General features: G+C 68.9%; 18 protein-coding genes. 1 reads left to right on the forward strand and 17 read right to left on the reverse strand.

Annotated elements, in window-relative coordinates; genetic code table 11:
* Positions 1–33 precede the first annotated feature (33 nt).
* The 8 genes from ACFPJ1_RS18460 to ACFPJ1_RS18495 form a co-directional block, all read right to left on the reverse strand.
* Positions 34–627 (reverse strand): hypothetical protein, encoded by a 594-nt coding sequence (locus ACFPJ1_RS18460; RefSeq protein ID WP_380105367.1) that lies wholly within the window; start codon positions 625–627, stop codon positions 34–36.
* A 362-nt stretch (positions 628–989) separates the two neighbouring features.
* Complete coding sequence (locus ACFPJ1_RS18465; protein ID WP_380105368.1) at positions 990–2,396, reverse strand: alkaline phosphatase PhoX; 1,407 nt, start codon at positions 2,394–2,396, stop codon at positions 990–992.
* Positions 2,397–2,561: 165 nt separating this feature from the next.
* The gene (locus ACFPJ1_RS18470) at positions 2,562–3,866 is read right to left on the reverse strand and encodes an ABC transporter substrate-binding protein (protein WP_380105370.1); all 1,305 of its coding nucleotides are present in this window, start codon (positions 3,864–3,866) and stop codon (positions 2,562–2,564) included.
* Positions 3,867–3,906: 40 nt separating this feature from the next.
* Positions 3,907–5,025, reverse strand: a complete 1,119-nt coding sequence (locus tag ACFPJ1_RS18475; RefSeq protein WP_380105371.1) for a branched-chain amino acid ABC transporter permease — start codon at positions 5,023–5,025, stop codon at positions 3,907–3,909.
* A complete protein-coding gene (locus ACFPJ1_RS18480; RefSeq protein WP_380105373.1) occupies positions 5,022–5,909 on the reverse strand; it encodes a branched-chain amino acid ABC transporter permease in 888 nt (295 codons plus the stop codon). The genes ACFPJ1_RS18475 and ACFPJ1_RS18480 overlap by 4 nt, the downstream gene beginning before the upstream one ends.
* Positions 5,906–7,765 (reverse strand): AMP-dependent synthetase/ligase, encoded by a 1,860-nt coding sequence (locus ACFPJ1_RS18485; protein WP_380105375.1) that lies wholly within the window; start codon positions 7,763–7,765, stop codon positions 5,906–5,908. The genes ACFPJ1_RS18480 and ACFPJ1_RS18485 overlap by 4 nt, the downstream gene beginning before the upstream one ends.
* On the reverse strand, positions 7,762–8,604 hold the full coding sequence (locus ACFPJ1_RS18490) for an ABC transporter ATP-binding protein (RefSeq protein WP_380105377.1): 843 nt from the start codon (positions 8,602–8,604) through the stop codon (positions 7,762–7,764). The genes ACFPJ1_RS18485 and ACFPJ1_RS18490 overlap by 4 nt, the downstream gene beginning before the upstream one ends.
* On the reverse strand, positions 8,601–9,386 hold the full coding sequence (locus ACFPJ1_RS18495) for an ABC transporter ATP-binding protein (RefSeq protein WP_380105378.1): 786 nt from the start codon (positions 9,384–9,386) through the stop codon (positions 8,601–8,603). The genes ACFPJ1_RS18490 and ACFPJ1_RS18495 overlap by 4 nt, the downstream gene beginning before the upstream one ends.
* Positions 9,387–9,647: 261 nt before the next feature.
* Here ACFPJ1_RS18495 and ACFPJ1_RS18500 point away from each other — a divergent pair, with 261 nt between their 5' ends.
* Complete coding sequence (locus ACFPJ1_RS18500; protein ID WP_380105379.1) at positions 9,648–10,850, forward strand: cation:proton antiporter; 1,203 nt, start codon at positions 9,648–9,650, stop codon at positions 10,848–10,850.
* Between the two features lie 49 nt (positions 10,851–10,899).
* On the opposite strand, the gene ACFPJ1_RS18505 is transcribed toward ACFPJ1_RS18500, so the two are convergent.
* The 9 genes from ACFPJ1_RS18505 to ACFPJ1_RS18545 form a co-directional block, all read right to left on the reverse strand.
* Positions 10,900–12,795, reverse strand: coding sequence for a glycoside hydrolase family 15 protein (locus ACFPJ1_RS18505; protein ID WP_380105381.1), 1,896 nt, complete (start codon positions 12,793–12,795; stop codon positions 10,900–10,902).
* Positions 12,792–14,105, reverse strand: coding sequence for an NAD(P)/FAD-dependent oxidoreductase (locus ACFPJ1_RS18510; protein ID WP_380105383.1), 1,314 nt, complete (start codon positions 14,103–14,105; stop codon positions 12,792–12,794). The genes ACFPJ1_RS18505 and ACFPJ1_RS18510 overlap by 4 nt, the downstream gene beginning before the upstream one ends.
* A gap of 68 nt (positions 14,106–14,173) precedes the next feature.
* Complete coding sequence (zwf, locus tag ACFPJ1_RS18515; RefSeq protein ID WP_380105385.1) at positions 14,174–15,550, reverse strand: glucose-6-phosphate dehydrogenase; 1,377 nt, start codon at positions 15,548–15,550, stop codon at positions 14,174–14,176.
* Between the two features lie 34 nt (positions 15,551–15,584).
* Entirely contained in the window at positions 15,585–17,162 is a 1,578-nt protein-coding gene (locus ACFPJ1_RS18520; RefSeq protein ID WP_380105386.1) for a GMC oxidoreductase, read from the reverse strand.
* A gap of 57 nt (positions 17,163–17,219) precedes the next feature.
* A complete protein-coding gene (gene cydB, locus ACFPJ1_RS18525; RefSeq protein ID WP_380105388.1) occupies positions 17,220–18,203 on the reverse strand; it encodes a cytochrome d ubiquinol oxidase subunit II in 984 nt (327 codons plus the stop codon).
* Positions 18,204–18,220: 17 nt separating this feature from the next.
* The gene (locus tag ACFPJ1_RS18530; protein ID WP_380105390.1) at positions 18,221–19,618 is read right to left on the reverse strand and encodes a cytochrome ubiquinol oxidase subunit I; all 1,398 of its coding nucleotides are present in this window, start codon (positions 19,616–19,618) and stop codon (positions 18,221–18,223) included.
* 85 nt (positions 19,619–19,703) lie between these two features.
* Positions 19,704–21,416 (reverse strand): thiol reductant ABC exporter subunit CydC, encoded by a 1,713-nt coding sequence (gene cydC / locus ACFPJ1_RS18535; RefSeq protein WP_380105391.1) that lies wholly within the window; start codon positions 21,414–21,416, stop codon positions 19,704–19,706.
* The gene (gene cydD / locus ACFPJ1_RS18540; protein WP_380105392.1) at positions 21,413–23,074 is read right to left on the reverse strand and encodes a thiol reductant ABC exporter subunit CydD; all 1,662 of its coding nucleotides are present in this window, start codon (positions 23,072–23,074) and stop codon (positions 21,413–21,415) included. Before cydD ends, cydC begins: the two co-directional genes overlap by 4 nt.
* Entirely contained in the window at positions 23,061–24,356 is a 1,296-nt protein-coding gene (locus ACFPJ1_RS18545; RefSeq protein ID WP_380105394.1) for a DUF2254 family protein, read from the reverse strand. Before ACFPJ1_RS18545 ends, cydD begins: the two co-directional genes overlap by 14 nt.
* Positions 24,357–24,461 lie beyond the last annotated feature (105 nt).

Below are 24,461 nucleotides of genomic sequence, written 5' to 3' on the forward strand. Positions count from 1 at the left end.
ACTGCCGCTCAGGCCGCGTCGCACATCCTGTTGTCAGCCGACTTTGGCTTTGATCTCCTCGCCCTTCGCCTCGGCGTTCCCGAGGAGGTTGCTGCCGTTTCCCTGAGCTTCAAAGCCGCACTGGCTCGCCCGGGTGAACGTTTTCTCGTTGGCTGTGCCGGTCACCGCGCCGCCCGCGTCACTGACCCTGACAGCTGTATCCCAGCACTTCGCGCCCTTTTCGAACGTTTGGCACGCCTGCTTGACCATCACGTACGCCGGCTGCAGGCGGTCGCCAGGGGATCCGATCCGGGCGAGCTCACGACTGCAGCTGCGAAGGGTGTTCGCATACGACCTCATCTTCGCGCGCGTGAGGTAGACATTCCCCGTTCCCATGAAGGCCTTGTCCACCGTGTTGTGCAGCGTCGCGACCGCCTTGAGCCAGGCAAGCTCCTCGGCGGTCATCGACGGGACCGTGGTGGCGGTCGGCACCACCGCGCTCGTGGTGGCGGGCTTGGACACGGCCGGCGACGCGGGGGCCGACGAGGTGCTCGTCGAGTCGATCTTGTCGGCGCATCCGTTCAGAAGCAGGACGAGGAGGACCGTGGCGGCGAGGCGGGCAATGGACAAAATGGTGTTGGTTGGCATACGGACAGCCCCTTCAGCGCTGCATCGCGGCATCGCGGCATCGCGGCATCGCGGCAAGGGTCGCATGCCCCGCGACTTGCTGTGGTCGGCGAGTGACGCGAGCCAGGCAGTGGACCTCGCCGCTGCTGCTGCGATGTCCTTGGGGCGACGCATCCTGCCCGACCGGTGGGGGTAGCGCCAACCGTTTGGGACAGCAGCTCCCTTGCGTCGCGGTCCGCAGTCCTCAATCGGGACGCTACGCCTTGCTTTGCCATCGAGATCGAGGACAACCGCGCCGCCCGCACCCGGCCGTGAGCCGCGCCGTTGGAGTGGCGGGCCGCGGGTGGGTGGGAGCGGCGAGGGAGGTGGTGCGTGGGCAGGTGTTACCGGCGGCGGCGCCAGGGGCCGGTGATGGCGTAGGTGATGCCGGGGGTGTAGACGTTGAAGAACATGGTGCGGCCGTCGGCGGAGAAGCCGGCGCCGGCCAGTTCGCCGTACTCCGGGGCCTCGGGGGTGCCGTTGTTGACCCGGTTCCTGGCGAACTTGAAGACCTCGCCGTCCTCGGTGGTACCGAGGATGTGCTGGTCGCCGAGGCCGTCCTCGCACATCATCAGACCGCCGTACGGCGACATCGTGATGTTGTCGGGGGCATCGAACTCGGGGTTGTCCGATCCGGGTGTCGGGCGGGTGAAGATGACCTCGAGGCGGAGCGTCCCCTTGCGTGGGTCGTACTTCCAGACCTGGCCGTCGTGGTTCTGCTTCGGGCCGAGCTCGGTCCGCGCGAACGACGAGACGAAGTACACGCAGCGGTCCCGGGTGCCCCACCAGCAGCCTTCGAGCTTGTAGCCACCGGTGATCGGCTTCTGGTAGTCCTGGGCCCGGACCGACACGCTCGTCGCCAGCGGGTCCGGGACCTTCACCCACTCGACGTTGCGCAGTACCGTGCCGGCTTCCTGGAAGACGGACAGGTCCGGCGTACCGGCGATGCTCATCGCCTGCAGCTCGCCGCCGGCGCGGAGGCTGCCCCAGCCGCCGCGCGGGCGGTTCGGCAGGAAGCGGTAGAAGCCGCCGAGCGGTGCGACGAAGGCGTCCTCGGTCTCGTAGACGATGCCGGTGGACGGGTCGATCGCGACCGCCTCGTGCTGGAACCGCCCCATCTCCTTCAGCGGGAAGGGGTTGTTGTTGCGGCGGTCGTCATAGGGGTCGACCTCGAAGATGAAGCCGTGGTCCTTGGTGTAGCCGCTCTGGCCGGCCTTGAGTTCGGTCTCCTCGCAGGTCAGCCACGTGCGCCACGGGGTGATGCCGCCCGAGCAGTTGATCGCGGAGCCGCCGAGGCTGACGTGCTCGCTGGTCGGGTGGTTGTGCTTGTCGACCACCAGAGTGCTGGTACCACCGGCGCCGGCCGGGTCATACGTGCGTTCCGGCGGGGCGACCACCTTGATCGTCGCGGTCGGGCTGCACTCGTGGTTCCGTACCAGCCGGTTGCCGCCGTGGCTGTCCGGGAAGGTGCCCATCCCGTCGAACCGGCTGGGGGTCTGCAACCCGTCCGGCCTGACCGTGCCCTCCCGGGACAGCACGTTGTACTTGAACCCGCGCGGCAGGTCGAGCATGCCTTTCGGGTCCTCGATCAGCGGGCCGTACCCGATCTTCGGGCCCGAGGTGCCGAGCGCCGGTTGGGCGGTGTACAGCGCCTCGACCGAGCCCGCCACGCTGACGGCAACACCCGCCGCGGCGGCACGGGCGACGAACTGCCGCCGGGACAGGGGATTCGACTGCGGTTCCACGGACACGAGGAGGCCTCCTTGGGCGGGAAGAATGTGCCGACCCCTGTGAACGTATGGTGAACAGCCGTCAACGACAAGGTGAACCGCGCGTCGCGCCACATCGTCGCGGAGCCCACACGTGACGTGCCGCGCGCGGACCACCTGGTCCACGCGCGACACGAACAGCTCTGCCTACTGGTAGCAGGGCTTGCTGAACTCGTACTTCTCCGCCGTCTTGCCGGTGAAGAAGTCCTTCTCGACCGCCACCCCGGTCGGCGACGGAGCATCCACCTTGGAGATCAGGCTCTGCCGGAAGACCCGGTCGTTCGCCTCTCCGCCGTACTTGCCGGCGTCGGCGGGCAGCATGCCCTCGTAGTCGACCGTGGTCAGGGACTTCACCGCGGCCAGCAGTCCGGCCCGGGTCAGATCCTTGCTCTCGACCGCCTTCTCCAGCGCGGCCTTCATCGGGTACGACCAGACCCAGCCGGCCGTGTACCCGTCACTCGGCGCGGCCTTGAACGCGGCCTCCCCCAGGGTTTCGCGCAACGCCTTGTGGCCCGGGGTGTCCGTCCCGTACGGACCCCAGGGTGCCGACTGCAGGTAGAGCGCCGTCAGCGCGGGCCCGGCCGGGCTCTTCAGCAGAGCCGGGTTCCAGGTCGGGCTGGTGCCAATGAACTTGCCCTTGTACCCCGCCTGGGCCGCGCCGCCGACGATGGTCGCCGCCTCGGTCGGACCGGTGGTGAGGATGACCATGTCCGGCTTGGCCGCCACCAGTTTGGTGATCGCCGCGCCCTGGTTCTCCTGACCGGGAGCGGTCGGGATGTCCGTGAACGTCATCCCGTTCGCCTCGGCCGCGATCTTCGTACCGGCGGCCGCGTCGTCGCCGTAGTCGCCCGGGAAGTGCACCGCCGCGACGGTCTTCGCCTTCAGCGTCTCCGAGCCGTAGTCGACCGAGTTCATCGACTCGAAGCAGTAGTTCGTGCCCGACTCGAGGATCACGTCCTCGAACGCCCAGGCGGACGTCCACGAGGCCGGCACGGCGATCACGTTGCTCGCCTTCAGGTCCGCCAGGATCGCCGCGGTGGGCGGGGAGCCGAGGGTCTGCGCGAGGCCGAGCACGTTCGGCTTGATCTCGGAGTACACCTCGTTGTGGATCTGCGGGTTGTACTTGTTGTCCTTGGTGTACTTCGTGATGTCGACCTCGTACCCACCGATGCCGCCGGCCGTGTTGACCCGCTTCCAGAACGCCTTCTGGCCTTCCGTGACCGGCACGCCCAGCGCCTTGAACGGGCCCTCGGTCAGGTCCGAGATGACGCCTAGGTAGATACAGCCCTTCGCCTGGTCGACCGCGCTCGGACAGGGATCCGCGGTGACGCCGACGTCGAACTTGACGCCCTCGCTGCCCTGCTGTGTCTCGGGCGCGTCGTTCCGGCACCCGGCGACGGCCAGTACGGCGGCCACCAGGCCCACCGCGACCGTCCTGCGACTTCTGCTCATCGCTCTTCCTCCTCAGGCTTCTCGCCGACGGACCCCAGGGTCAGTGCGAGAACGGCCACGACTTCCAGTACGTGCGGATGCGGATCCAGATCCCGAACAGCCCTCGCGGTTCGAAGATCAGGAAGCCGATGATCAACAGGCCGTAGAGGATCGTCTCGACCTGGAAGACCGTGATGCCCCCGGACGTCGAACTGCTGCTGATGAACGGCAGCACGGCCGGCAGCTCGCGGGTGACCCGCGGCAACAACGTGATGAACAACGCGCCCAGCACCGATCCCGAGATGGTGGCGACGCCGCCGACCAGGATCATCGCGATGTACTGCACCGACAGCGCCAGGTTGAACGACCCCGGCTCGACGAAGCCGATCATCACGTACAACAACGCCCCCGCGACGCCGGCGTAGAACGACGACACCGCGAAGGCGATCATCTTGTACCGCGTCACGTCGACGCCGATCACCTCGGCGGCCAGATCGCGGTCCCGTACCGCGGCCAGCGCCCGGCCGATCCGCGACCGGACCAGGTTCCGCGCCAGCACCCCGAAGATCACCAGCAGCACGAACATCAGCAGATACAGCTTCTGTGCCTTCGTGAAGAACTCGCCGTCGACCGCGAACTGGATTCCGAACAACTCCGGTACCGCGGCCGGCCGGCCGACTCCCACTCCCCCGGTGAGATCCCCCCAGTGCTTGAACAGGTGCTCGCCGATGAAGACGAGCCCGAGCGTCACCACAGCCAGGTACAACCCGCGCAACCGAGCCGCCAACGGCGCGACGATCAGCCCGGCGAGTCCCGCGACCAGCCCGGACGCGAGCAACCAGATCGGGAACGACGTGATCCCGAACCCGATCAGCCGGGTGCTGTCCGGATCACCCGACAACGTCGCCGCCGTGTAGGCGCCGAGCCCGAGGAAGAACGCGTGCCCCAGGGACACCTGGCCGGCGTACCCGGTGACGAGGTTGAGCCCGATGGCGCCGATCGCGGCCACGAAGGCGGTGGCCAGAACGGCGAGCAGGTCGTCCTGGAGCATGAACGGCAGCAGTACTGCGACCAGCACCAGGAAGAGGGTCCACCAGCGCTTCGCGGGGGTGTTCAGCAACGCCATGTCCTGCCCGTACGACAGGTAGAGCTGGGGTCTGCCGAGCCTGGTGCTGCTCATATCCGCTCCACCTCCCGAGTGCCGAAGAGGCCGTACGGTCTGACCAGCAGGACCAGGAGCATCAGCAGGTACGGCACGACCAGGAAGAAGTCACCGCCGAAGACCGGAGCCAGGTCGCCGCCGTAGTTGCCGACCAGCGCCTCGACCACTCCGATCGCGAGTCCGGCGACCACCGCGCCGCCGAGCGAGTCCAGGCCGCCCAGGATGATCACCGGCAACGCCTTGAGCGCGGTCAGCCAGAGGTTCTGCTCCAGCCCGATGCCGGTCGACAGGAACACCCCGGCCAGTCCGGCGAGCATCGCCGCGAGCGCCCACGACAGCGAGAACACCCGGCCGACGGACACGCCCTGAGCCTGTGCCACCTCCTGGTCGGACGACGCCGCCCGCATCGCGAGTCCGGTGCGGGACCAGCGGTAGAAGGCGAACAGCGCCGCGACCACCACCAGCGTGGTGACCAGTGTGGCGAGATTCCGCTGGTCGACGGTCACCCCGAGCACCTTCACCTGGTTCAGGCCCCAGGGGTCGCCCATCTGCCGGATGTCCAGGCCGATGAAGGAGTTCACCACCGTGCGGATCACGATGTCGACGCCGAGCGTGATGATCGCGATCACGAATACCGGCTTGCCGATCATCGGCCGCAGCGCCAGCCGTTCGACCCCCGCGCCGAGCAACCCGGTGAGCAGCAGCCCGACCACGACGGCCAGGAAGAAGTTCATCTCGAGCACCAGGTAGCTGACGAGCACGCCGCCGGTCATCATGAAGGCCGGCTGGGCGAAGCTGATCACCCGCATGGACTTGTAGATGATCACGAAACCCAGCGCGAGCAGGGCGTAGATCGAGCCGTTGCCGAGACCGCGGACCACCGTGGCGACGAACTCGTTCACCGCACACCTCCGCGGTACATCGACTCGACGAGCTCGGCGAAAGCGTTCGTGACGGCACTCCGCTTCACCTTCTGGGTCGCGGTCAGCTCACCGTCCTCGTGCTCCAGGAGCTTCGGCAGCAGCCGGAACGTCTTCACCTGCTCGACCGTCGCGAACCGCTCGTTCACCTCGTCGACCACCCCCTGCACGAGCGCGACCACCTCCGCCTTCGAGGACAGGTCCCGGTACGTCGAGTACGGCAGCCGGCGCAGTTGCGCCCAGTGGCCGACGGTGTCCGGCTCGATCCCGATCAGCGCGGCCAGGTACTTGCGCCGGTCGCCGATCACCACCGCCTCCTTGACGTACGGCGAGGCCTTCAGCGCGTTCTCGATCTCGGACGGCGCGATGTTCTTGCCGCCCGCGGTGACGATCAGGTCCTTCATCCGGTCGGTGATCCGCAGATGGGTGCCGTCGACCCACTCCCCCACGTCGCCGGTGTGCAACCAGCCGTCCGGGTCGATCATCCGCTCGGTCGCCTCCGGGTCCTGCCAGTACCCGGCGAAGGTGCCCGCATGCCGGGTCAGGATCTCGCCGGTGGTCTCGTCGATCCGCAGTTCCACCCCCTCGTGCCGTTCGCCGACCGTGCCGACCTTCACCCGGCCCGGGCGGTTGGCCGTCGCCACCGCGGTGTTCTCGGTCATCCCGTACACCTCGTGCATCGGCAGTCCGAGCCCCATGAAGAACCGCAGCACCTCGGGCGCGATCGGCGCGGCCCCGGACGCGGAGTACCGGACCTTGCGCAGGCCGATCCGGTCGAGCAGCGCGCGGTAGCAGACGACGTACCCGATCGCGTGGACCAGCCGGGAGGACGTGGTGTGCCGACCGCCGTTGGCGGCGAGGGTGTCGCCGATCCAGTCGGCGCGGCGCAGCCAATAGCCGCCGACGCGGCGCTTCAGCGGACCGGCCGAGGCGATCCGGATCTGGACGCCGGCCGCGATCTTCTCCCAGATCCTCGGTACGCCGAACAGGATCGTCGGCTGCACCTCGTGCAGGTTGGGAGCGACGGTCTCGATCGACTCCGCGAAGTGCACGCAGACGCCCGCACCCGCGCCGAACCAGCAGCTGAAAACTCGCTCGGCCACATGGCACAACGGCAGGTAGGACAACACGCTGTCCTTGGACGAGGGCGGCGGTGCGGTGAATCCACCGCGCTCGACCAGTTCCTGAATGGCGAAGTCCACATTGGCGACGGTGAGCATCACGCCTTTAGGCGGACCGGTGGTCCCCGAGGTGTAGACCAGCGTCGCGAGGTCGTCCGGGCGGACCTGGCGCATCCGCTCGTCCACAGCATCCGGGTGCACCTCGCGGTGCTCTTTGCCGAGGGCAAGGAAATCGGGCCAGGCCAGCAGCCGCGGGTCGTCGTACCGGTGCCGGATGCCGCGCGGCTCCAGGTAGACGATGTGTTCCAGCGCAGGCAGCTCGTCGGCGACCGCCAGTGCCTTGTCGACCTGCTCCTGGTCCTCGGCGATCAACACCCGCGTCCCGGAATGGCGCAGCAGATAGGCGACCTCGGCGACCGGGTTCGTCGGGTAGAGACCGACCGTGACGGCACGTACCGCGACCGCTCCGACGTCGGTGTAGAGCCACTCCCGGCGGTTCTCCGAGTGGATCGCCACCCGGTCGCCCGCTTCCATGCCCAGGGCAAGCAACGCGTGACCGACCAGCTCAGCGGTCTGCCAGTACTGCGACCAGCTGACCTGCTGCCACAGGCCGAGGTCCTTCTCCCGCAGGGCGATCACGTCCGGGGTCGCGGTGGCGCGGTCCCGCACCCGGGCGGCGATCGTGGACAACCGGACTCCGGCGGTGACCGTGCTCATGCCCGCTCGCCGCCCGCCTGCTGCACGATCTTGTGTTCTTCGCCCAGGTAGGCGCGCACCACGTCGGGATCGGTCGCCACCTCCCGGGGCCGGCCGGTCCGGATCGGCCGGCCGAAGTCGACCACCATGATCCGGTCGGCCAGGTCCATCACCAGACCCATGTCGTGCTCCACCATCACCATCGGCAGGCCGAGCTCGTCGCGGATGTCGAGGATGAACCGTGCCATGTCCTCGGTCTCCTCCAGGTTCATCCCGGCGACAGGTTCGTCCAGCAGCAGCAACTTCGGCTCCGAAGCGAGGGCCCGGCCGAGTTCCACCCGCTTCTGCACGCCGTACGGGAGCAGGCCGACCGGCATCCGCCGCCACTGGGCGAGCTCGAGGAAGTCGACGATCTCCTCGACCGCCACCCGGTTCGCGAGTTCGTTGCGGCGAGCCTTGCCGAGCCAGGCGAACCCGGCCAGCACGCCGTACGGGTGGTGGTGATGGCGGCCGAGCATCAGGTTGTCGAGCACGGTCAGGTTGGAGAACAGCTCGATGTTCTGGAAAGTCCGGGCGATGCCGAGTCGCGCGATCGCGTGCGGTTTGCGGCCGATCAATTCCTCGTCGCCGAAGCGCACGGAGCCCCGCTGCGGCCGGTACACCCCGGACAGCACGTTGAAGATCGAGGTCTTGCCGGCGCCGTTCGGGCCGATCACCGCGAACAGTTCGCCGGGGTCGACGGTGAAGCTCACGCCGTTGAGCGCGGTCACGCCGGAGAACTCCAGCAGCACGTCGTCGAAGGTGAGCACCGGTTGTACCGCCGGGCGGGTGGACTCCGGCCGGGTCTCGGTCGCGGTCATGACAACCACCGCTTGCGGCGCCGGTAGTGCTTCACGTCGCGGAACGACCTGGAGGCGCCCTCCGCCCCGAGGCCGAGATAGAACTCCCGGACGTCGCCGTCGGCGAGCAGGTCGGCGGCCGGCTTGTCCATCACCATCGCGCCGTTCTCCAGCACGTAACCGTGTTCGGCGATCGCCAGCGCCATCGCGGCGTTCTGCTCGACCAGCAGCACGGTGGTGCCGGCCGCGTTGATGTCGACGATCACGTCCCGGATCTGCTGCACCACCATCGGCGCCAGCCCCAGACTCGGCTCGTCCATCAGCAGGTACCGCGGGTCGGACATCAGCGCGCGCCCGATCGCCAGCATCTGCTGCTCACCACCGGACAGGTAGCCGGCGATCTTGCGCCGCCGATCGGCCAGCACGGGGAACAACTGGTAGGTCCGGTCCAGGTTGACCTTCAGCGACCGCGGCTTGACGTGCCCGCCGACCCGCAGGTTCTCCTCGACCGTGAGATCGCTGAAGATCCGGCGGCCTTCCATCACCTGTTTGATGCCCAGGGCAGCGATCCGGCTGGGGTCCAGACCGTGGATCGGTTCGCCGTCGAGCGTGATCGCGCCGCGGCTCACCTCGCCGCCGTGCACGTCGAGCAGCCCCGAGATGGCGCGCAGCAGCGTGGACTTGCCCGCCCCGTTGGCCCCCAGCAGGGCGACGATCCGCCCCTGCGGGACCTCGAGGCTGACTCCGCGCAGCACCAGCATCACATCGTCGTAGACGACCTCGAGATTCGTCGCTGCCAGCACGTCCGGCCTCCTGGATCCCCGAAGGTTCCAACCGTCCTGGCGAGTGAGTGTGACAGCACCGATGTCATCTGCGGAAGGGCTCCGGCCCGGAAATCGGACGCCGGTCGCCAAAACGTGATCGTGACCGGAAACGCTGCCTGACAACGCATTCCGCTCAGTCAGGAGCAAACTACGGCAACGCCGTGGTACAGCTGAGGCATGCCGTGAGGATCATCCGGGCCGGGGGAGGTTCCGGCGGGGACGGGCCGCCAGGCTGGAGGAATGGGCAGTGAGCTCGGTCTCGGACTGACCAGCCTCTTCGTGGTAGCGCTGGTGGCGGCCGTGACTCCTGTGCTGGTCGGATTGTTCGGCCGGCTGCGGATTCCTCAGGTCGTGGTGCTCATTCTCGGCGGTGTCGTCGTCGGGCCGGAGGTGCTCGATCTGGCGGACCCCGAGAGCATCGAACTGCTCGCGAACGTCGGTCTGGGGTTCCTGTTCCTGCTGGCGGGCTACGAGCTGGATCTGGCCGTCTTCGGGCAGCGGGCCGGCAAGCTCGCCATCGTGGGGTGGCTGGTCACAGTGGCGCTGTCCATCGGTGTGGTCGGCCTGCTGGCGGCGGCGGGCCTCGTGCACGCGTTCGTACCGGTCGCGCTCGGTCTGACGACGACGGCGCTGGGAACGCTGTTGCCGATCCTGCGGGACAACAACATGCTGCAAGGGTCGTTCGGCTCCTACGTGCTCGCCGCGGGGGCGGTCGGAGAGTTCCTGCCCGTCGTGGCGATCGCGATCTTCCTCGGGTCGAACGGCCGGTTCGTCGGGCTCATCTCCCTGGTCGCGGTGGGAGTCCTGGCCCTGCTGCTGAGTGTGGCGCCCAGGCTCGGACGTGGTGGGCGGATCGCGCGAATCCTGTCGGAGGGAAAGGACGCGACCTCGCAGACCACGCTGCGGTGGACGGTCGCGTTGCTGCTGCTCCTGCTCGTCGTCGCCAACGACTTCGGGCTCGACGTCGTCCTGGGTGCCTTCGTGGCAGGCGTCGTGCTGCGTCGATGGGCGCCCGGGGACGTCGAGTCGCTGGACCACAAGCTCGATGCCGTCGGCTACGGCTTCTTCATCCCCATCTTCTTCGTGTCGTCGGGGATGGGTCTCGATCTGAAGTCCATCCTCGAGGCACCGGGGCGGCTGTTGCTGTTCTTCCTGCTGCTGCTCGTCGTGCGCGGCCTCCCGACGCTGCTGGTGTACCGATCCGCACTGCCTTGGTCGAGACGTTTCGAGCTCGTCTTCGTGGTGTCGACGGCGTTGCCGCTGCTCGTCGCACTCAGCGAGATCGGGCTCGAGACCGGCAAGATGCTCCCCGAGAACGCCGCCGCGCTGGTGGGCGCCGGCGTCCTGTCGGTGCTGGTGTACCCCGCGATCGCCGTCGCCATCGACCGCAGACTCGACCGCACCCTCGGCGCACCCGACGCACCCGACGAGACCCGGCCCTAGCCCGCACGCCAGTCAGAACGCGTGGTCAGGACGCCGTGTCAGGAGCCGGTCAGGTCGCCGCCGCATCCGCCTTGCGGCGCGCGGCCGGGACGTCTGTCGCGGCGTCCCGCCCGCCGGCCTTCGCCTGATCCAGCGCGGCGTTGAGGGTGATGGCCGCGTCGATCAGCGCCAGGTGCGTGAACGCCTGCGGGAAGTTGCCGAGCTGCTCGCCGGTCGAGCCGATCTCCTCGGAGTACAGGCCCACGTGGTTGGCGTAGGTGAGCATCTTCTCGAAGATGAGCCGGGCCTCCTCGAGGCGGCCGGCCCGCGCCAGCGCGTCGACGTAGTTGAAGGTGCAGAGCGAGAACGTGCCCTCGTCGCCGGCCAGCCCGTCCGGCGAGGCGGCCGGGTTGTAGCGGTAGACCAGACTGTCGACCACGAGTTCGGCATCCATCGCGTCCAGCGTGGACAGCCACATCGGGTCGTTGGGGGTGATCATGCCGACCGTTGCCATCCGCAACATCGACGAGTCGAGGACGGTGTCGTCGTAGTGCTGCACGAAGGCTCCGACCTTCTCGTTCCAGCCGCGCTGCATCACCTGGTCGTAGACCGCGTCCCGGCTGGTGCTCCAGCGGTCCACCGCCCCCGGCCGGCCATGCTCCGCGGCCATCCGGATCGCCCGGTCGAAGGCGACCCAGCTCATCACCCGGCCATAGGTGAAGTCCTTCTCCCCCCCGCGCGTCTCCCAGATCCCCTCACCCGGCAGGTCCCAGTTGTCGGCCAGCCAGTCGACGATGCCACGCAGCGCGATCCAGCCCTTGTGGCCGAGCTCGATACCGTGCTGGTCCGCGAAGTAGATGCTGTCCAGCGCCTCGCCGAAGATGTCCATCTGCCGCTGGTCCGAGGCGCCGTTGCCGATCCGCACCGGCCGGGAACCCCGGTAGCCCTCGAGATGCTCGAGCGACTCCTCGACCAGGTCGGACGAACCGTCCACGCGGTACATGATGTTGAGCGGACCGCCTTGCCCGGTGGTCTTCTCCAGGACGCGGTCACGCAACCACGCGCAGAACTCGTCCGCCTCCTCGGTGAAGCCCATCCCGAGCAGTGCGTACACGGAGAACGAGGCGTCCCGCACCCAGGTGTAGCGGTAGTCCCAGTTGCGCTCGCCGCCGACCTGCTCGGGCAACCCGGCAGTGGGTGCGGCCACCAGCGCGCCGCTCGGCGCGTACGTCATCAGTTTCAGCGTGATCGCCGAGCGCTGCAGCATCTCCCGCCACCGGCCGGTGTACGTCGACTTGGACAGCCACTCTCGCCAGAAGGTCGTGGCGTCGTCGAACATCGCCGTGAACTCCGCGACCTCGATCTCACGCGGTGGCCCCTCGGCCGCCGACTCCAGCATCAGCCCCCGGACGTCCCCGGTTGTCATCGCGTAGTCGATGTGGAGGTCGCCGCCGTCCACCCGCACCTGCGCCAGCCGCTCGTCACCCGGCTCGCGGACCGCGTGCAGCGTCAGGCTCAGGTCCTCGGTCACGAAGACCGCCCCTTGCTCGACCAGCTGCGTCTCGTGCTCCTTGCGGCCGTAGTCGAACCGGGGCGCGATGTCCACCTCGAAGTTGATCCGCCCCCGCACGCACCGCATCATCCGCAGGATCCGGTGGTTCGCGGTGGGCTGCTTGCCGGCCGGCGGCATGAAGTCGACGACCTCGCCGACGCCGTCCTCGGTCATGAAGCGGGTGATCAGGATCGCGGTGTCCGGGAAGTACAGCTGCCGGCTCGTGACGTCGGTGCCGGTCGCGCGGGCCCGGAAGTAGCCGCCGCGCTCGTGGTCGAGCAGCGCGGCGAAGACGCTCGGCGCGTCGAACCGTGGACAGCAGAACCAGTCGATGGATCCGTCCGTGGTCACCAGTGCGGCGGTCTGCAGGTCGCCGATCAACCCGTGTTCGGCGATGGGTGGGTAGTCGCTCATGATGGGTCTTCTCCTCTTCGGTTGCGATAGAGGTCGGCGCCACCGGGTGCGACCTGCTGCATCGTGAAAGCTCGTTCGCGCCGGGTCTCGCGGCTGAAGGCGATCGCCCAGCTGAGCACCGCCCCGAACCGGTTGCGGTAACCGGTCAGGAAGGCGAGGTGGATGCCGAGCCAGGCCAGCCAGCCGATCCGGCCACTCAGGTGCACCCGGCCGACCGATACGACCGCCTGACCGCGCGCGATGTAGGCCGCGGAGCCCAGATCGCGGTACCGGAACGGCTTCGGCGGATCGGTCTTCCCGTCCACCTCGTCCCTGATCCGCTTCGCCGCGTAGTACCCGGTCTGCATCGCCACCTCGCCGACACCGGGAAGGTCGTCGAGGCTCATCACGTCACCGACCACCGAGATCTCCGGGTGGCCGGGCAGGGTGAGGTCAGGCTGGACCTTGATCCGTCCGGCCCTGTCCTGCTCCGCGCCCGCGGCCTTCGCGAGCTGGTCGGCGACCGGCTGCGCCGCCACCCCGGCGGCCCACAGCACGGTTCCCACCTCGTACGACGTACTCGCGCCGTCGGGTCCTCGGACCACCAGCCCGTTCTGGTCCACGTTGGTGACGATCGACCCCAGGTGGAGCTCGACGCCGAGGTCGGTCAGCGCGGCGGCGGCCTTGGCGGACAGCTCCGGGCCGAACGGCGCGAGCGGCGCGTCGCCGCCGTCGAAGAGCAGGACCTTCGCCTCGGTGGGATCGATGTCGTGGAACTGCTTGCTCAGCGTCGACGTGGCGAGCTCACGGATCTGCCCGGCCAGTTCGACACCGGTCGGCCCGGCGCCGACCAGAGCGAACGAGAGCCACCGCCGGCGCTCCTGCGGATCGGTGGCCGACTGGGCCATCTCGAACGCACCGAAGACCCGGCGCCGGATCAGCAGCGCATCGGCCAGGGTCTTCATCCCGGGTGCGAACGCGGCGAACTCCTCATGCCCGAAGTACGACTGCCGCACGCCGGCGGCGAGGATCAGGTCGTCGTACGGGAACTCGAGCTCGCCGCCGGTCGGCCGCAGCGCGTGGACGATGCGGGCCTGGACGTCGAAACCGGTCACCTCGGCGAGCACGCAGTCGACGTTGGCGTGCTTGCGCAGGATCGCCCGCAGCGGCATCGCGACCTGCCCCTCGGACAGCACCCCGGTGGCGCACTGGTACAGCAGCGGCTGGAACAGGTGGTGGGTGGCGCGGTCCACGAGGGTGACCTGCACCCGTCGGCGCCGGAACGCGCGCGCCGCGAACAAACCGGCGAAGCCCCCGCCCACGATCACCACCCGGCGAGGCTCCGATCGATCCTCCGCGCCGCTCCTGGTCCGCTGTCTCATCGTCCGGGCCCCCTGGATCATCCGGCCGGGTCATGCCAGATCGCCCCCGGCGGCAGCAAGGCGTCGGCCTCCTTCGGCCCCCAACTGCCCTTGGCATACGGGATCACAGGGACGGCGTCACCAAGCACGGGCTCGACCACTCGCCAGGCGGCTTCCACGGTGTCCTGCGCGGCGAAGAGCGCCTGCCGGCCGAGGAGCGCCGCCCCGATCAGCCGGTCGTACGGTCGCTGGTCGGATCCCTTCGCCTGGGCGAAGGTGAGGTGCTCGGCCTGCGCTGTCCAGCCGGCGCCCGGCTTCTTGCCGCACAGGGTGAGTCCAACCTCGCTCTCCGGCCAGATCCGGAACCGCAGCTCGTTCGATGCGGTGGAACCCTCGAGCCCGAAGAGGTCCCGCGGTGGGCGGCGGAACCGGATCACGATCTCGGTCGCGGTGACCGGCAGGCACTTCCCGGCCCGAATCGCGATCGGTACACCGGCCCAGCGCCAGGTGTCGAGGGCCAGCCGGACCGCGACGTACGACTCGGTCTGCGACCCGGGTTCGACGCCCGCGACGTCCAGGTAGCCGTCGTACTGCCCGCGCACCGTGTCGTCCTTGGTCAGCGGGCGCAGTGAGCTGATGACCGCGGCCTTCTGAGTCCGCCAGTTGGCGTCCTCGAGATGGCCCGGCGGATCGGCGGTCACGCTCGCGAGCACCTGCAGCATATGGTTCTGGATGACGTCGCGGATCGCCCCGGTACGGTCGTAGAAGCTGCCTCGGTCGGAGACGTCGAAGCTCTCCGCCATGGTGATCTGGATGCTCTCCACGTGCTCGCGGTTGAGCAGCGGTTCGAGCACCGAGTTGGCGAAGCGGGCGAACAGCACGTTCTCCAGCGGGTCCAGGCCGAGCCAGTGATCCACGCGGTAGATGGCCTCCTCGGGGAAGACCTTGTTCATGATCGCGTTGAGCTTCCGGGCGCTGGCGAGGTCGGTGCCGAACGGCTTCTCGACCATCACCCGGGCCCCGTCGGCCTTGCCCGCACCCGCGATGCCCTCGGCGATCCGGCCGAACAACGGCGGGGGCACCTCGAGGTAGAACAGCGCCCGATTCCCGGCGCCGACCTCGTCGGCCATCATGGCGTACGTCGCGGCATCGCCGAGGTCGCCGTCGATGTAGCGCAGGAGGCCCAGCATGCCGGCCGCCGCGGTGCTGTCCGGGTCGATCCCGTTGGCCTTCAACGACGCGGTCGCATACGCGCGGAACTGGTCGAGTCCCCAGCCGCTCTTGGCCACCCCGACGATCGGTACGTCGAGCACGCCCCGGTCGACCAGCCCGACCAGGGCAGGGAAGGTCTCCAGCTTCGCGAGATCACCGGTCGCACCGAAGATGACCAGCGCGTCCATGTCGGCGGTTGGCATAGCGGTTCTCCTGTTCAGTCCGGGTCCGCTGGACTCAGCGGAGCCGGTCGAGGATGTGGTCGCCTACCCGGAGCGCGTTCGCGATCGCGGTCAGCGAGGGGTTCACGGCGCCGATGCTCGGGAAGAAGCTGGTGTCGACGACGTAGAGGTTGTCGAGGTCGTGGGCCTTGCAGTTCACGTCGAGGACCGAGCTCTGCCGGTCGTCGCCGAACCGCACCGTGCCCGCCTGGTGCGCGGTGGCGCCGATGGGCATCCCCTTGTACAGGTAGATGCTGTGGTCGAGCAGCCGGTGTTCGTGCATCCCGAGGTCACCGAGCATGCCCTCCAACTTGTGCCTGAGCCGCTTGACGCCCTCGATGTTGTTCTCCTCGTCGAGGGCGAGCTGGATCGAGCCGTCCTTGCGCACGGTGACCCGGTTGTCCGGCTGCGGAAGGTCTTCACCGCACAGCCAGAAGTCGACCGCGTGGTGGGCGATCATCTCGAACGGCATGCCCGGCGAGATCTTGCCGGCCCAGCGCGGCGCGCCGCTGCGGACCTGCTCGGTGTCGGACTTGCCCAGCATCTGGATCCCGCCGAGCGGGTAGTCCCAGTCGTCGGCCCCGAGGTACCAGTCGTTCATCGCCAGGGTCTTCTGGAACAGGGTCGGGTTCGGCTCCTTCGACACCGCCATCAGCGCGAGGTTGTTGTGCCGCAGGTAGTGGCGGCCGACAACGTCCGAACTGTTCGCCAGGCCGTTCGGATGGCGGTCGTTCGCCGACTTCAGCAGCAGTACGGCGGAATTGACCGCGCCGCAGGCGACAACCACGAGGTCCGCGCTGAACTGCATGGTCGACCCGTCGACCTCGGCCACGACCTGCGAGACCGTCCGCCCGGCCGGGTCGGTCTCGAGCCGCAGCACGTGGGCGTTCGTCAGCATCGAGACGTTCTCGTGCTTCAGCGCCGGGTCGACGCAGATCACCTGCGCGTCCGACTTCGCCTGGAGCAGGCACGGGAATCCGTCCACCCGGTCACACCGGATGCAAACGCTGTCCCGGCTCGCGCGGCCTTGCGCGTCCTGGATGAGATCGACACCGATCGGCAGATGGAACGGATGCAGCCCCTGCTTGCCCAGGTCGTCGCTCAACTGCTGGATCCGGGGCTCGTGCTCGACCGGCGCGAAGCGGTACGGCGCACTGGCCGGACCTTCGGTGGGGTCCTCGCCGTGACGACCGTGGACCCGGTAGAGGTGCTCGGCCTCCGTGTAGTACGGCTCGAAGTCCTCGTACCGCAGCGGCCAGGCGGGCGAGACGCCGCCATGGTGCCGCAGCTCCCCGAAGTCCTGCGGTCGCAACCGGAACAGAGCGGCGCCGTAGAACTTGGTGTTCCCACCCACGTAGTAGTTGGTCTCCGGCGGGAACTCGTGGCCGTGCTGGTCGTACCAGTACTCCGGAGCCCGGTACCGGCCCTCGACGAACACGGCGGTGGAGTCCCAGTTCTCGCGTTCTCGCGGCAGATAGTCACCGCGTTCGAGCAGGAGGACCCGCCTACCGGACGGCGCCAGACGATGGGCCAGTGTGCCGCCACCTGCGCCGGTGCCGATGATGATCACGTCGTAGTGCTGATCGCCAGCCATCTCTCCACCCTTCGTCGAATCCGCGCGAGATGCCTCATCCGCGATGGATGACGTGGCCTATGTACTCAGGCGGTGACGGAAGACGACGTACGACCAAGCCTGGTAGAGAAGTACCAAGGGAAAGAAGATCAACGCGACGACGCTCATCACCGTGAGCGCATAGTCGGCCGACGCCGCGTTGGCGACGGTGAGGCTGTTCGCGGGGTCCGTGCTGGACACCAGGACCTGGGGATAGAGGGCGGCGAACAGTCCCGCCACGGCACCTGCCATCGCGGTCGCCGACAGGACGAACGCGGCGCCATCGCGGGCCCGGTGCACCGCCCAGACGGAGACGGGCAGCGCGGCCGGGGCGACGACCAGCGGCAGGATCGGCGCCCAGCCGTGGTCCGCGATGACCAGGATCCAGATCGCGTAGACCGTGACCACCACAAAGCTCAGCCAGCCGAACCAGCGAGCGGCACGATGCGCTCGCTCACGCAGCTCACCAGTGGTCCTGATGCCGAGGAACGTCGCCCCGTTCACGAGACAGAGCACCACCAGCGTCACTCCGGTCCACAGGCCGAACGGCGTGAAGAGATCCCAGAACGTGCCCGTGAACTCGCCGTCGGCGTCGAGCGGCAGGCCGGCGACCAGGTCACCCAGCGCGATCCCGAGTACGAGCGGCGCCAGCAGGCTGCCGATCGTCAGCGTGCCGCTCCACAGCCGGCGCCAGCCGGGCCTGTCGACCTTGCCACGGAACTCGAAGGACACGCCTCGGGCGATCAGCGCCACCAGCAGCAGCACCACCGCGAGGTAGCTCGCGGAGAACCAGCTGGCGTACCAGTCGGGGAACGCGGCGAAGATCGCCGCACCGCCGACCACCAGCCACACCTCGTTGCCGTCCCAGAACGGACCGATGGTGTTGATCGCCACCCGGCGTTCCAGGCCGGTCCGGCCGAGTACCCGGTGCAGCATCCCGACCCCGAAGTCGAAACCCTCCAGGACGAAGAAGCCGGTCCACAGGATCGCGATGATCACGAACCACAGCTCGGGTAGTCCCACGGCCGCCTCCAGGGTCGCTAGTAGGTGATCGCCGGCGTCCGGGGATCACCTGTGGGCTCGTCGTCGGCGTGCTCGAGCTCGAGACCGCGTCGTGCGTAGCGCAGCATCAGGAAGAGGTAGACGATCCCGAGCAGCACGTAGACGGCGACCAGCACCCCGATGCTGATCGCGAGCTCGGTCGTGCTGACCGAGGTGGACACGCCGTCCGCGGTCTTCATCAGTCCCTGGACGAGCCATGGCTGGCGCCCGTTCTCCGTCAGCAGCCAGCCGGCCGTGTTCATCAGGAAAGGCGCCAGCACCGCCCAGGTCGCCACCGCGAGGAACACTCGCGACTCTGTCAGCTTCCGGCGGTACAGCAGCCAGGCTCCCCAGAGGCCGATCAGCGTCATCAGGCTGCCGAGGTAGGCCATCACCCGCATCGACCAGTACTGCACGAACACGTCCGGCACATAGTTGCCGTCGCCGTACTGCTGGACGTCGGCCGCCTGAAGTTGGTTGAGCCCTTCCACCTGCCCGTTCCACGTACCCGTGGCCAGCAAGGACAGCAGATGGGGTACTTCGATCAACTGGGTCGGGGTCTCGTCGTTCCTGCCGCCGCCGATCTGGAACAGCGAGAACGAGCAGGGCTGACAGGTCTCCCACTGTGCCTCGGCGGCCGAGATCTTCATCGGCTGGTACTCCGCCTCCACCACGCCGAGGTGGCTGCCGACCCCCAGCGCCAGGATCGAGACCGGGACCAGGACGAGGATGGCGAGTTTGGCCGAGCCGCGGAAGGGTCCGCTGTGCTCGCGGCGCCTGAGTTGCCACGCGGACACTGCCAGCATCAGCACGGCTCCGGTGAGCAACGAAGCCAGGATCACGTGGACGTATCCCCAGACGAACACCGGATTCGTGAACAGGTCCCCGATCGAGCTGAGCTGCGGCCGCCCGGTTTGGGCGTCTGTGGTGTAGCCCACCGGGTGCTGCATCCACGAGTTCGCGGCCATGATGAACGCGGCCGAGAGCGAGGCCCCGACGGCGACCAGCCAGATCGTGGCGAGGTGGACGCGCCGGGGCAGTACGTTCCAGCCGAAGACCCACAACCCTAGGAAGGTCGACTCCAGGAAGAACGCCGCCAGCCCTTCCATCGCCAGGGGCGCGCCGAACACGTCGCCGACGAACCGTGAGTACACCGACCAGTTCATGCCGAACTGGAACTCCTGCACCAGCCCGGTGACGACCCCGACGGCGATGTTGATCAGCAGCAGATGGCCGAAGAACCGGGTCAGCCGCTTGTGGTCCTCCTGGCCCGATCGGTACCACTGGGTGTGCAGCACGGCCACCAGGAACGCCAGCCCGATCGTCACCGGGACGAACACGAAGTGGTAGATGCTCGTGGTGGCGAACTGGATACGAGCCAGGTCGGTCGGGTCCATCGCAGACCTCTCCTCGGGCTGATCACCCTTCGTCGGAATCGCTCGTCGTTTCTGGCAGGCTCGTCCCTGGTCAGCGGTCGGCGCATCACTCAGAACGGATGAGGTGCCCTTGCTCCCTGTTCCAGATCCGGGAGTACGTCCCGCCGGCCGCGACCAGATCCGTGTGGGTGCCCGATTCCACCACCCGCCCGGCCTCCAGCAGCAGGATCCGGTCGACGGTCTGCAGGCCGCTCAGCCGGTGGGTGATGAGCAATGTGGTGCGCCCGGAGGCAGCGGCCAGCAGGTTCGCGGTCAGCGCGTCGGCGGCCCGAGGGTCGAGGTGCTCGGTCGGCTCGTCCAGGATCAGCACCGGAAAGTCCGCCAGCAGGGCGCGAGCGACGACGAGCCGCTGCCGCTGGCCGCCCGAGAGCCGGGCACCGTGCTCGCCGACCTCGGTGGCCAGGCCGTTCGGCAGACCGTCGACCCAGGCCAGCAGACCGACCCCCGCCAGCACGGCCCGGAACTCGGCATCGGTCGCGTCCGGCCGCGCCAGCCGGAGGTTGTCGCCGATCGTGCGGTCGAAGACGTGTGCGTCCTGTCCGGCCAGCCCGACCACCCGGCGGAGGGCATCGGGTTCCAGGTCGCCGAGACAGACCCCGTTCAGCGACGCCGTACCGGACTCGAGGTCGAGGAACCGCACCAGGACGGCGGCCAGCGTGGACTTGCCTGCTCCGCTGGGTCCGACCACCGCGACGGTCTCGCCGGGAGCCAGATCCAGGTCGATCCCGTCCAGCGCGAGCGGTCCGGACGGGTAGCGGGCGCGCACGCCGCGGAGGCGGATCGAGTACGGCGCGGCCGGCAGCGGCACCGGATCCGTGGGCTCGCGGACCGGGTCATCGACAGCCAGGAGGGCATCGACCCGTTCCTGGCAACGGCGTACCCGCTCGAAGGTGGCGAAGGCCTGCGGGAGTCCGGAGACCAGCTCGAAGGCAGCCAGACAGACGAGGACGACGACCGTGAGCAGGACACCGGGAAGCTGGCCGTTGTCGACGGCAACGATTCCGGCCGCGAGCACACCCCAGACGCACAGCCCGGCGAGCAGTGTGGTGAGCCCCGAGCCGGTCCCGGCGGTGCGAGCAGCCGCCCGGGCCACCCTGGTCAACTCGGCATCGGCTCGCTCGGCCCGGCGCAGCTGCGCTTCCGCGGCACCGTAGGCGATGAGGTCGGGCGCGCCCTGGACCAGGTCGACCACCGCGGTCGACAGCTCCCCTCGCGTCTCGGACTGGCGCGCCTCGGATCGTTTCACCAACTGCCGAGCGAGGACGGGGACTGCGGTCGCGCAGAGCAGCGCGGCGACCAGGACAACCACACCGGCAGCCGGTACCAAGGTCCCGACCAGGCCGACCGTCAACCCGATGGAGGCGACGAAGACCACGTACGGCGGGACTACGCGCAGCAGCAGATCCTGCAGTGAATCCACGTCGTCCACGAACCGGGCCAGCAGATCACCGCTCCGGAAACCTGGCAGGCCTGCGGGCGCGAGACGCTCGAGTCTGGCGTAGACCTTCATCCGTACGTCGGCCAGGACGCGGAACGCCGCATCATGGCCGACCAAGCGCTCGCCATACCGGAGCAGACCGCGACTGATCCCGAAGAACCTCACTCCGACGACAGCGAGTCCGAGCGCGGCCATGTTCGGTTGCTCGGAGGCGCGGGCGATCAGCCAGCCGGCGGTCGCCGCGAGACCGAGGCCGGCGGCGGCGCCACCCGCTCCGAGGAGACTGGCCGCAGCCAGCCGGGCCCTCACACCGGTAATCATCGGTAGTCCAGCATGGTCGCGTGTTCCAGCCGGATCTCCGTGTCCGCCAACGCGACCAGGCCCGGTCGATGCGCGGCGATCAGCGCGGTGCGGCCGACGGTCAGGCGGGCAACCGCAGCTAGCACCGACGCCTCGGTCTCCCCGTCCAGGTTGGCCGTCGGTTCGTCCAGCAGGAGCAGGGGCGCATCCATCAGGAAGGCCCGGGCCAGTGCGAGGCGCTGCCTCTCCCCCGCGGACAGACCGGCGCCGCGCTCGCCCAGTGGCGTCGCGAGCCCGTGCGGCAGCCGGTCGGTCAACTGCGCCAGCCCGGCGTCGTGAACCGCCCTAAGTACGTCCTCCTCAGCAGCGTCCGGCCTGCCGAGCCTGACGTTATCGGCCAGGCTCGCGGCCAGCAGGTAGGGCCGCTGCGGGACCCAGGCCACATTCCGGCGCCAGACGTCGAGATCGAGCTGGGCGAGGTCCACCCCGCAGACAGTCACCTGCCCGGAGTCGACGGCGGCGAAGCCCAGCAGTACGGCGATCAGGGTCGACTTGCCGCATCCGCTCGGACCGGTCAAGGCCACCACCTCACCCGGCCGGACCGACAGGCTGACCCGGTCGAGCACGGGTTCGGCCCGGTCCGAATAGCTCACGCACACCTCGTCCACGCGCAGCTCCACGGCCTGGTCGCACAGGAGACCCGCGCCGGTACGGCGGGCCGGAAGCGGACTGTCCAGCACCGTGAACACTTGGTCCGCCGCGGCGGCACCATCCGTGCCGGCGTGAAAGCTCGCGCCCAAGGTGCGCAGCGGGAGGTAGGCCTCGGGAGCAAGGATGAGCACGAACAAGCCGGTCGAGAGCTCGAGATCGCCGCTGACGAGCCTGATTCCGACAGCCACCGCGACCACCGCCACCGACAACGAGGCGAGCAACTCCAGCACGAGGGACGACAGGAAGGCCACCCGCAGCGCGCTCACTGACTCCCGGCGGAAGTCGTCCGTCGCACGTCGTACCACCGCTGCCTGGGCACGCGCCCGCCCGAACACCTTGAGCGTCGTCAGCCCGGCGATGCTGTCGAGAAAGTGGCCGCCCAGACGCTGCAGGGTGACCAGACGCTTTGCCGCCTGGGCCTTGGCGCCGGCACCGACGACGGCCATCAGCAGTGGGATCAGGGGAACCGTGCCGGCGATGATCGCCGCGGCCACGACGTCCTGCGTCACTGCCGCGGCGATGACCGCGGTCGGGATGACGACCGCCAGTACCAGTTGGGGCAGGTAGCGGGTGAAGTAGCCGTCGAGTGCATCGAGGCCGCGGGTACCCAGTGCCTCGAGCTCGGCGGTGCGGTGCCGGGCAAGCCAGGCTGGGCCGAGGTCGACAACGTGCCGTAGCAGAGTCATCCGCAGCTCCGCCTTGGCCTGGGCGCCGGCCCGGTGCGCGATCAGTTCTGCCCACCAGGCGAGCAGGGCACGGGCGAGGACGACGCCGAGCAGAATCAGCAGCGGGCCACGCAGTTCGGCAAGGCCGGCGCCGTCCTGGAACGACTCTGACAGGAGACCGGACAGCAGCCAGGCCTGCGCGACGATCAAGGCCGCGGTCGCGAGTCCGAGCGCGGTGGACCGCAGCCACAGCGCGCGGACCGCCCGCGTCCGTCGGATCAGTCTCGGGTCAACGGCGGGCATCGGACGTCTCGCCGGGCCGGGTGGTACCAAGGCCCTGCCGGTCGCTCATCCTCGCCAGGGCCCGATCGAACGGGTCGGCGAACGCCGCGTCGGTGGCCCGGTCCAGGGCCTCGAGCTGAGTTTGCACGGCCGCCCGGCGTTCAGGCAGGACGCCGGCCCGCAGATCCTCGAGCATGGCGCGCAACCGCCGGCAGATCTGCGGCGAGGCGGCGCCGTACTGGCGGATCTCGGTCACCCCGATGTCGAGATACTCCGCCCAGCCGCGGGTCCGGACGACCAGGCGGACCCGGCCGTCGGCGTCGAGGGCGGTCCCCCGGAAGGCGCGGTCGGAGGACCCGATCCCGAGCAGGAGGGCGTCGATGTGGTTGAGCACCTGGGTCGCCGTGGTGGGGTCATTGACCGCCGGGGACAGTGCGCGGATGGCGATGTCGACCAGAATGCGCAGGGCGAAGGCCGGGTCCTGGTCGATCGTGCGCTCGCGGCCCAGCGAGACCATCCCACCCAGCCGGCGCAGGTCGGTCTCGCTCGCCGCCCCGTGAACCTCCATCAGCACGCTCCCCACGGTGACGAAGTCACCGATCGTGTGCGGTACGACGCAGACCTGGCCGCGGGCCGCCGCGAACCGGACGACGCCGGCGATGTCGATGGCCTGGATGGCGCCCGACCGGGGCGCCGGCACCCGTGCGTCCGGCGCACCGCGCCGGTCGGTTTGATCGCCGGACTCGGCGGCCGTGGTGAGGCCGTCCTCCTCGACTTCGATCGCCAGACCGGCCTGTGCCATCGCGGCCGCGACGGCGACCGGCCGGAGGGCGTGCACGAACCGGTCGAAGTACAGCAGCAGGAGGATCAGGTCGGCAGCGACGGCCAGCCCGACCAGGGTGATGCCCAGATCGGGCACGGAGTCGGACTCCACGTGGCGCAGCAGGGCGAAGGCGAAGGTGAACGTGGCCGTGAAGGCCGCGAGGACGAGCTTCTGCAGCCGGTCCCGGTACCACAGCCGCATGAAGCGTGGCGACAGCGTGCCGGTCGCCATCTGCACGACCAGCACACCGATCGTGACCACGAAGCCGATCAGCCCGATCATCGCGGCCGCGGCGGCCGACAAGACGGCGTTCGCGGTGTTGTCGGAGTACGACCACTCCGATGGCAAGGTGATCCGGCCCTCGAGCCACAGATCGACGTCGGCCAGCACCGCACCGACCACGCCACCGATCAGCGGCACCACCCACAGGCTCTGCCGGACGAACTGGCGGGCGCGGAAGCCGGCTGCCCAGGACCTCATCGGTCGCTGGCCGCCCGTGCTCTGGTGCTGCTGCTCCCGCCCATCGCCGATCACCCCTTGATCGCGGCGACATGACTTGTCGCCGCAACCCATCCCACACCCGGA

The sequence above is a fragment of the Kribbella qitaiheensis genome (assembly GCF_042657745.1).
Classification (GTDB): Bacteria; Actinomycetota; Actinomycetes; order Propionibacteriales; family Kribbellaceae; genus Kribbella; species Kribbella qitaiheensis.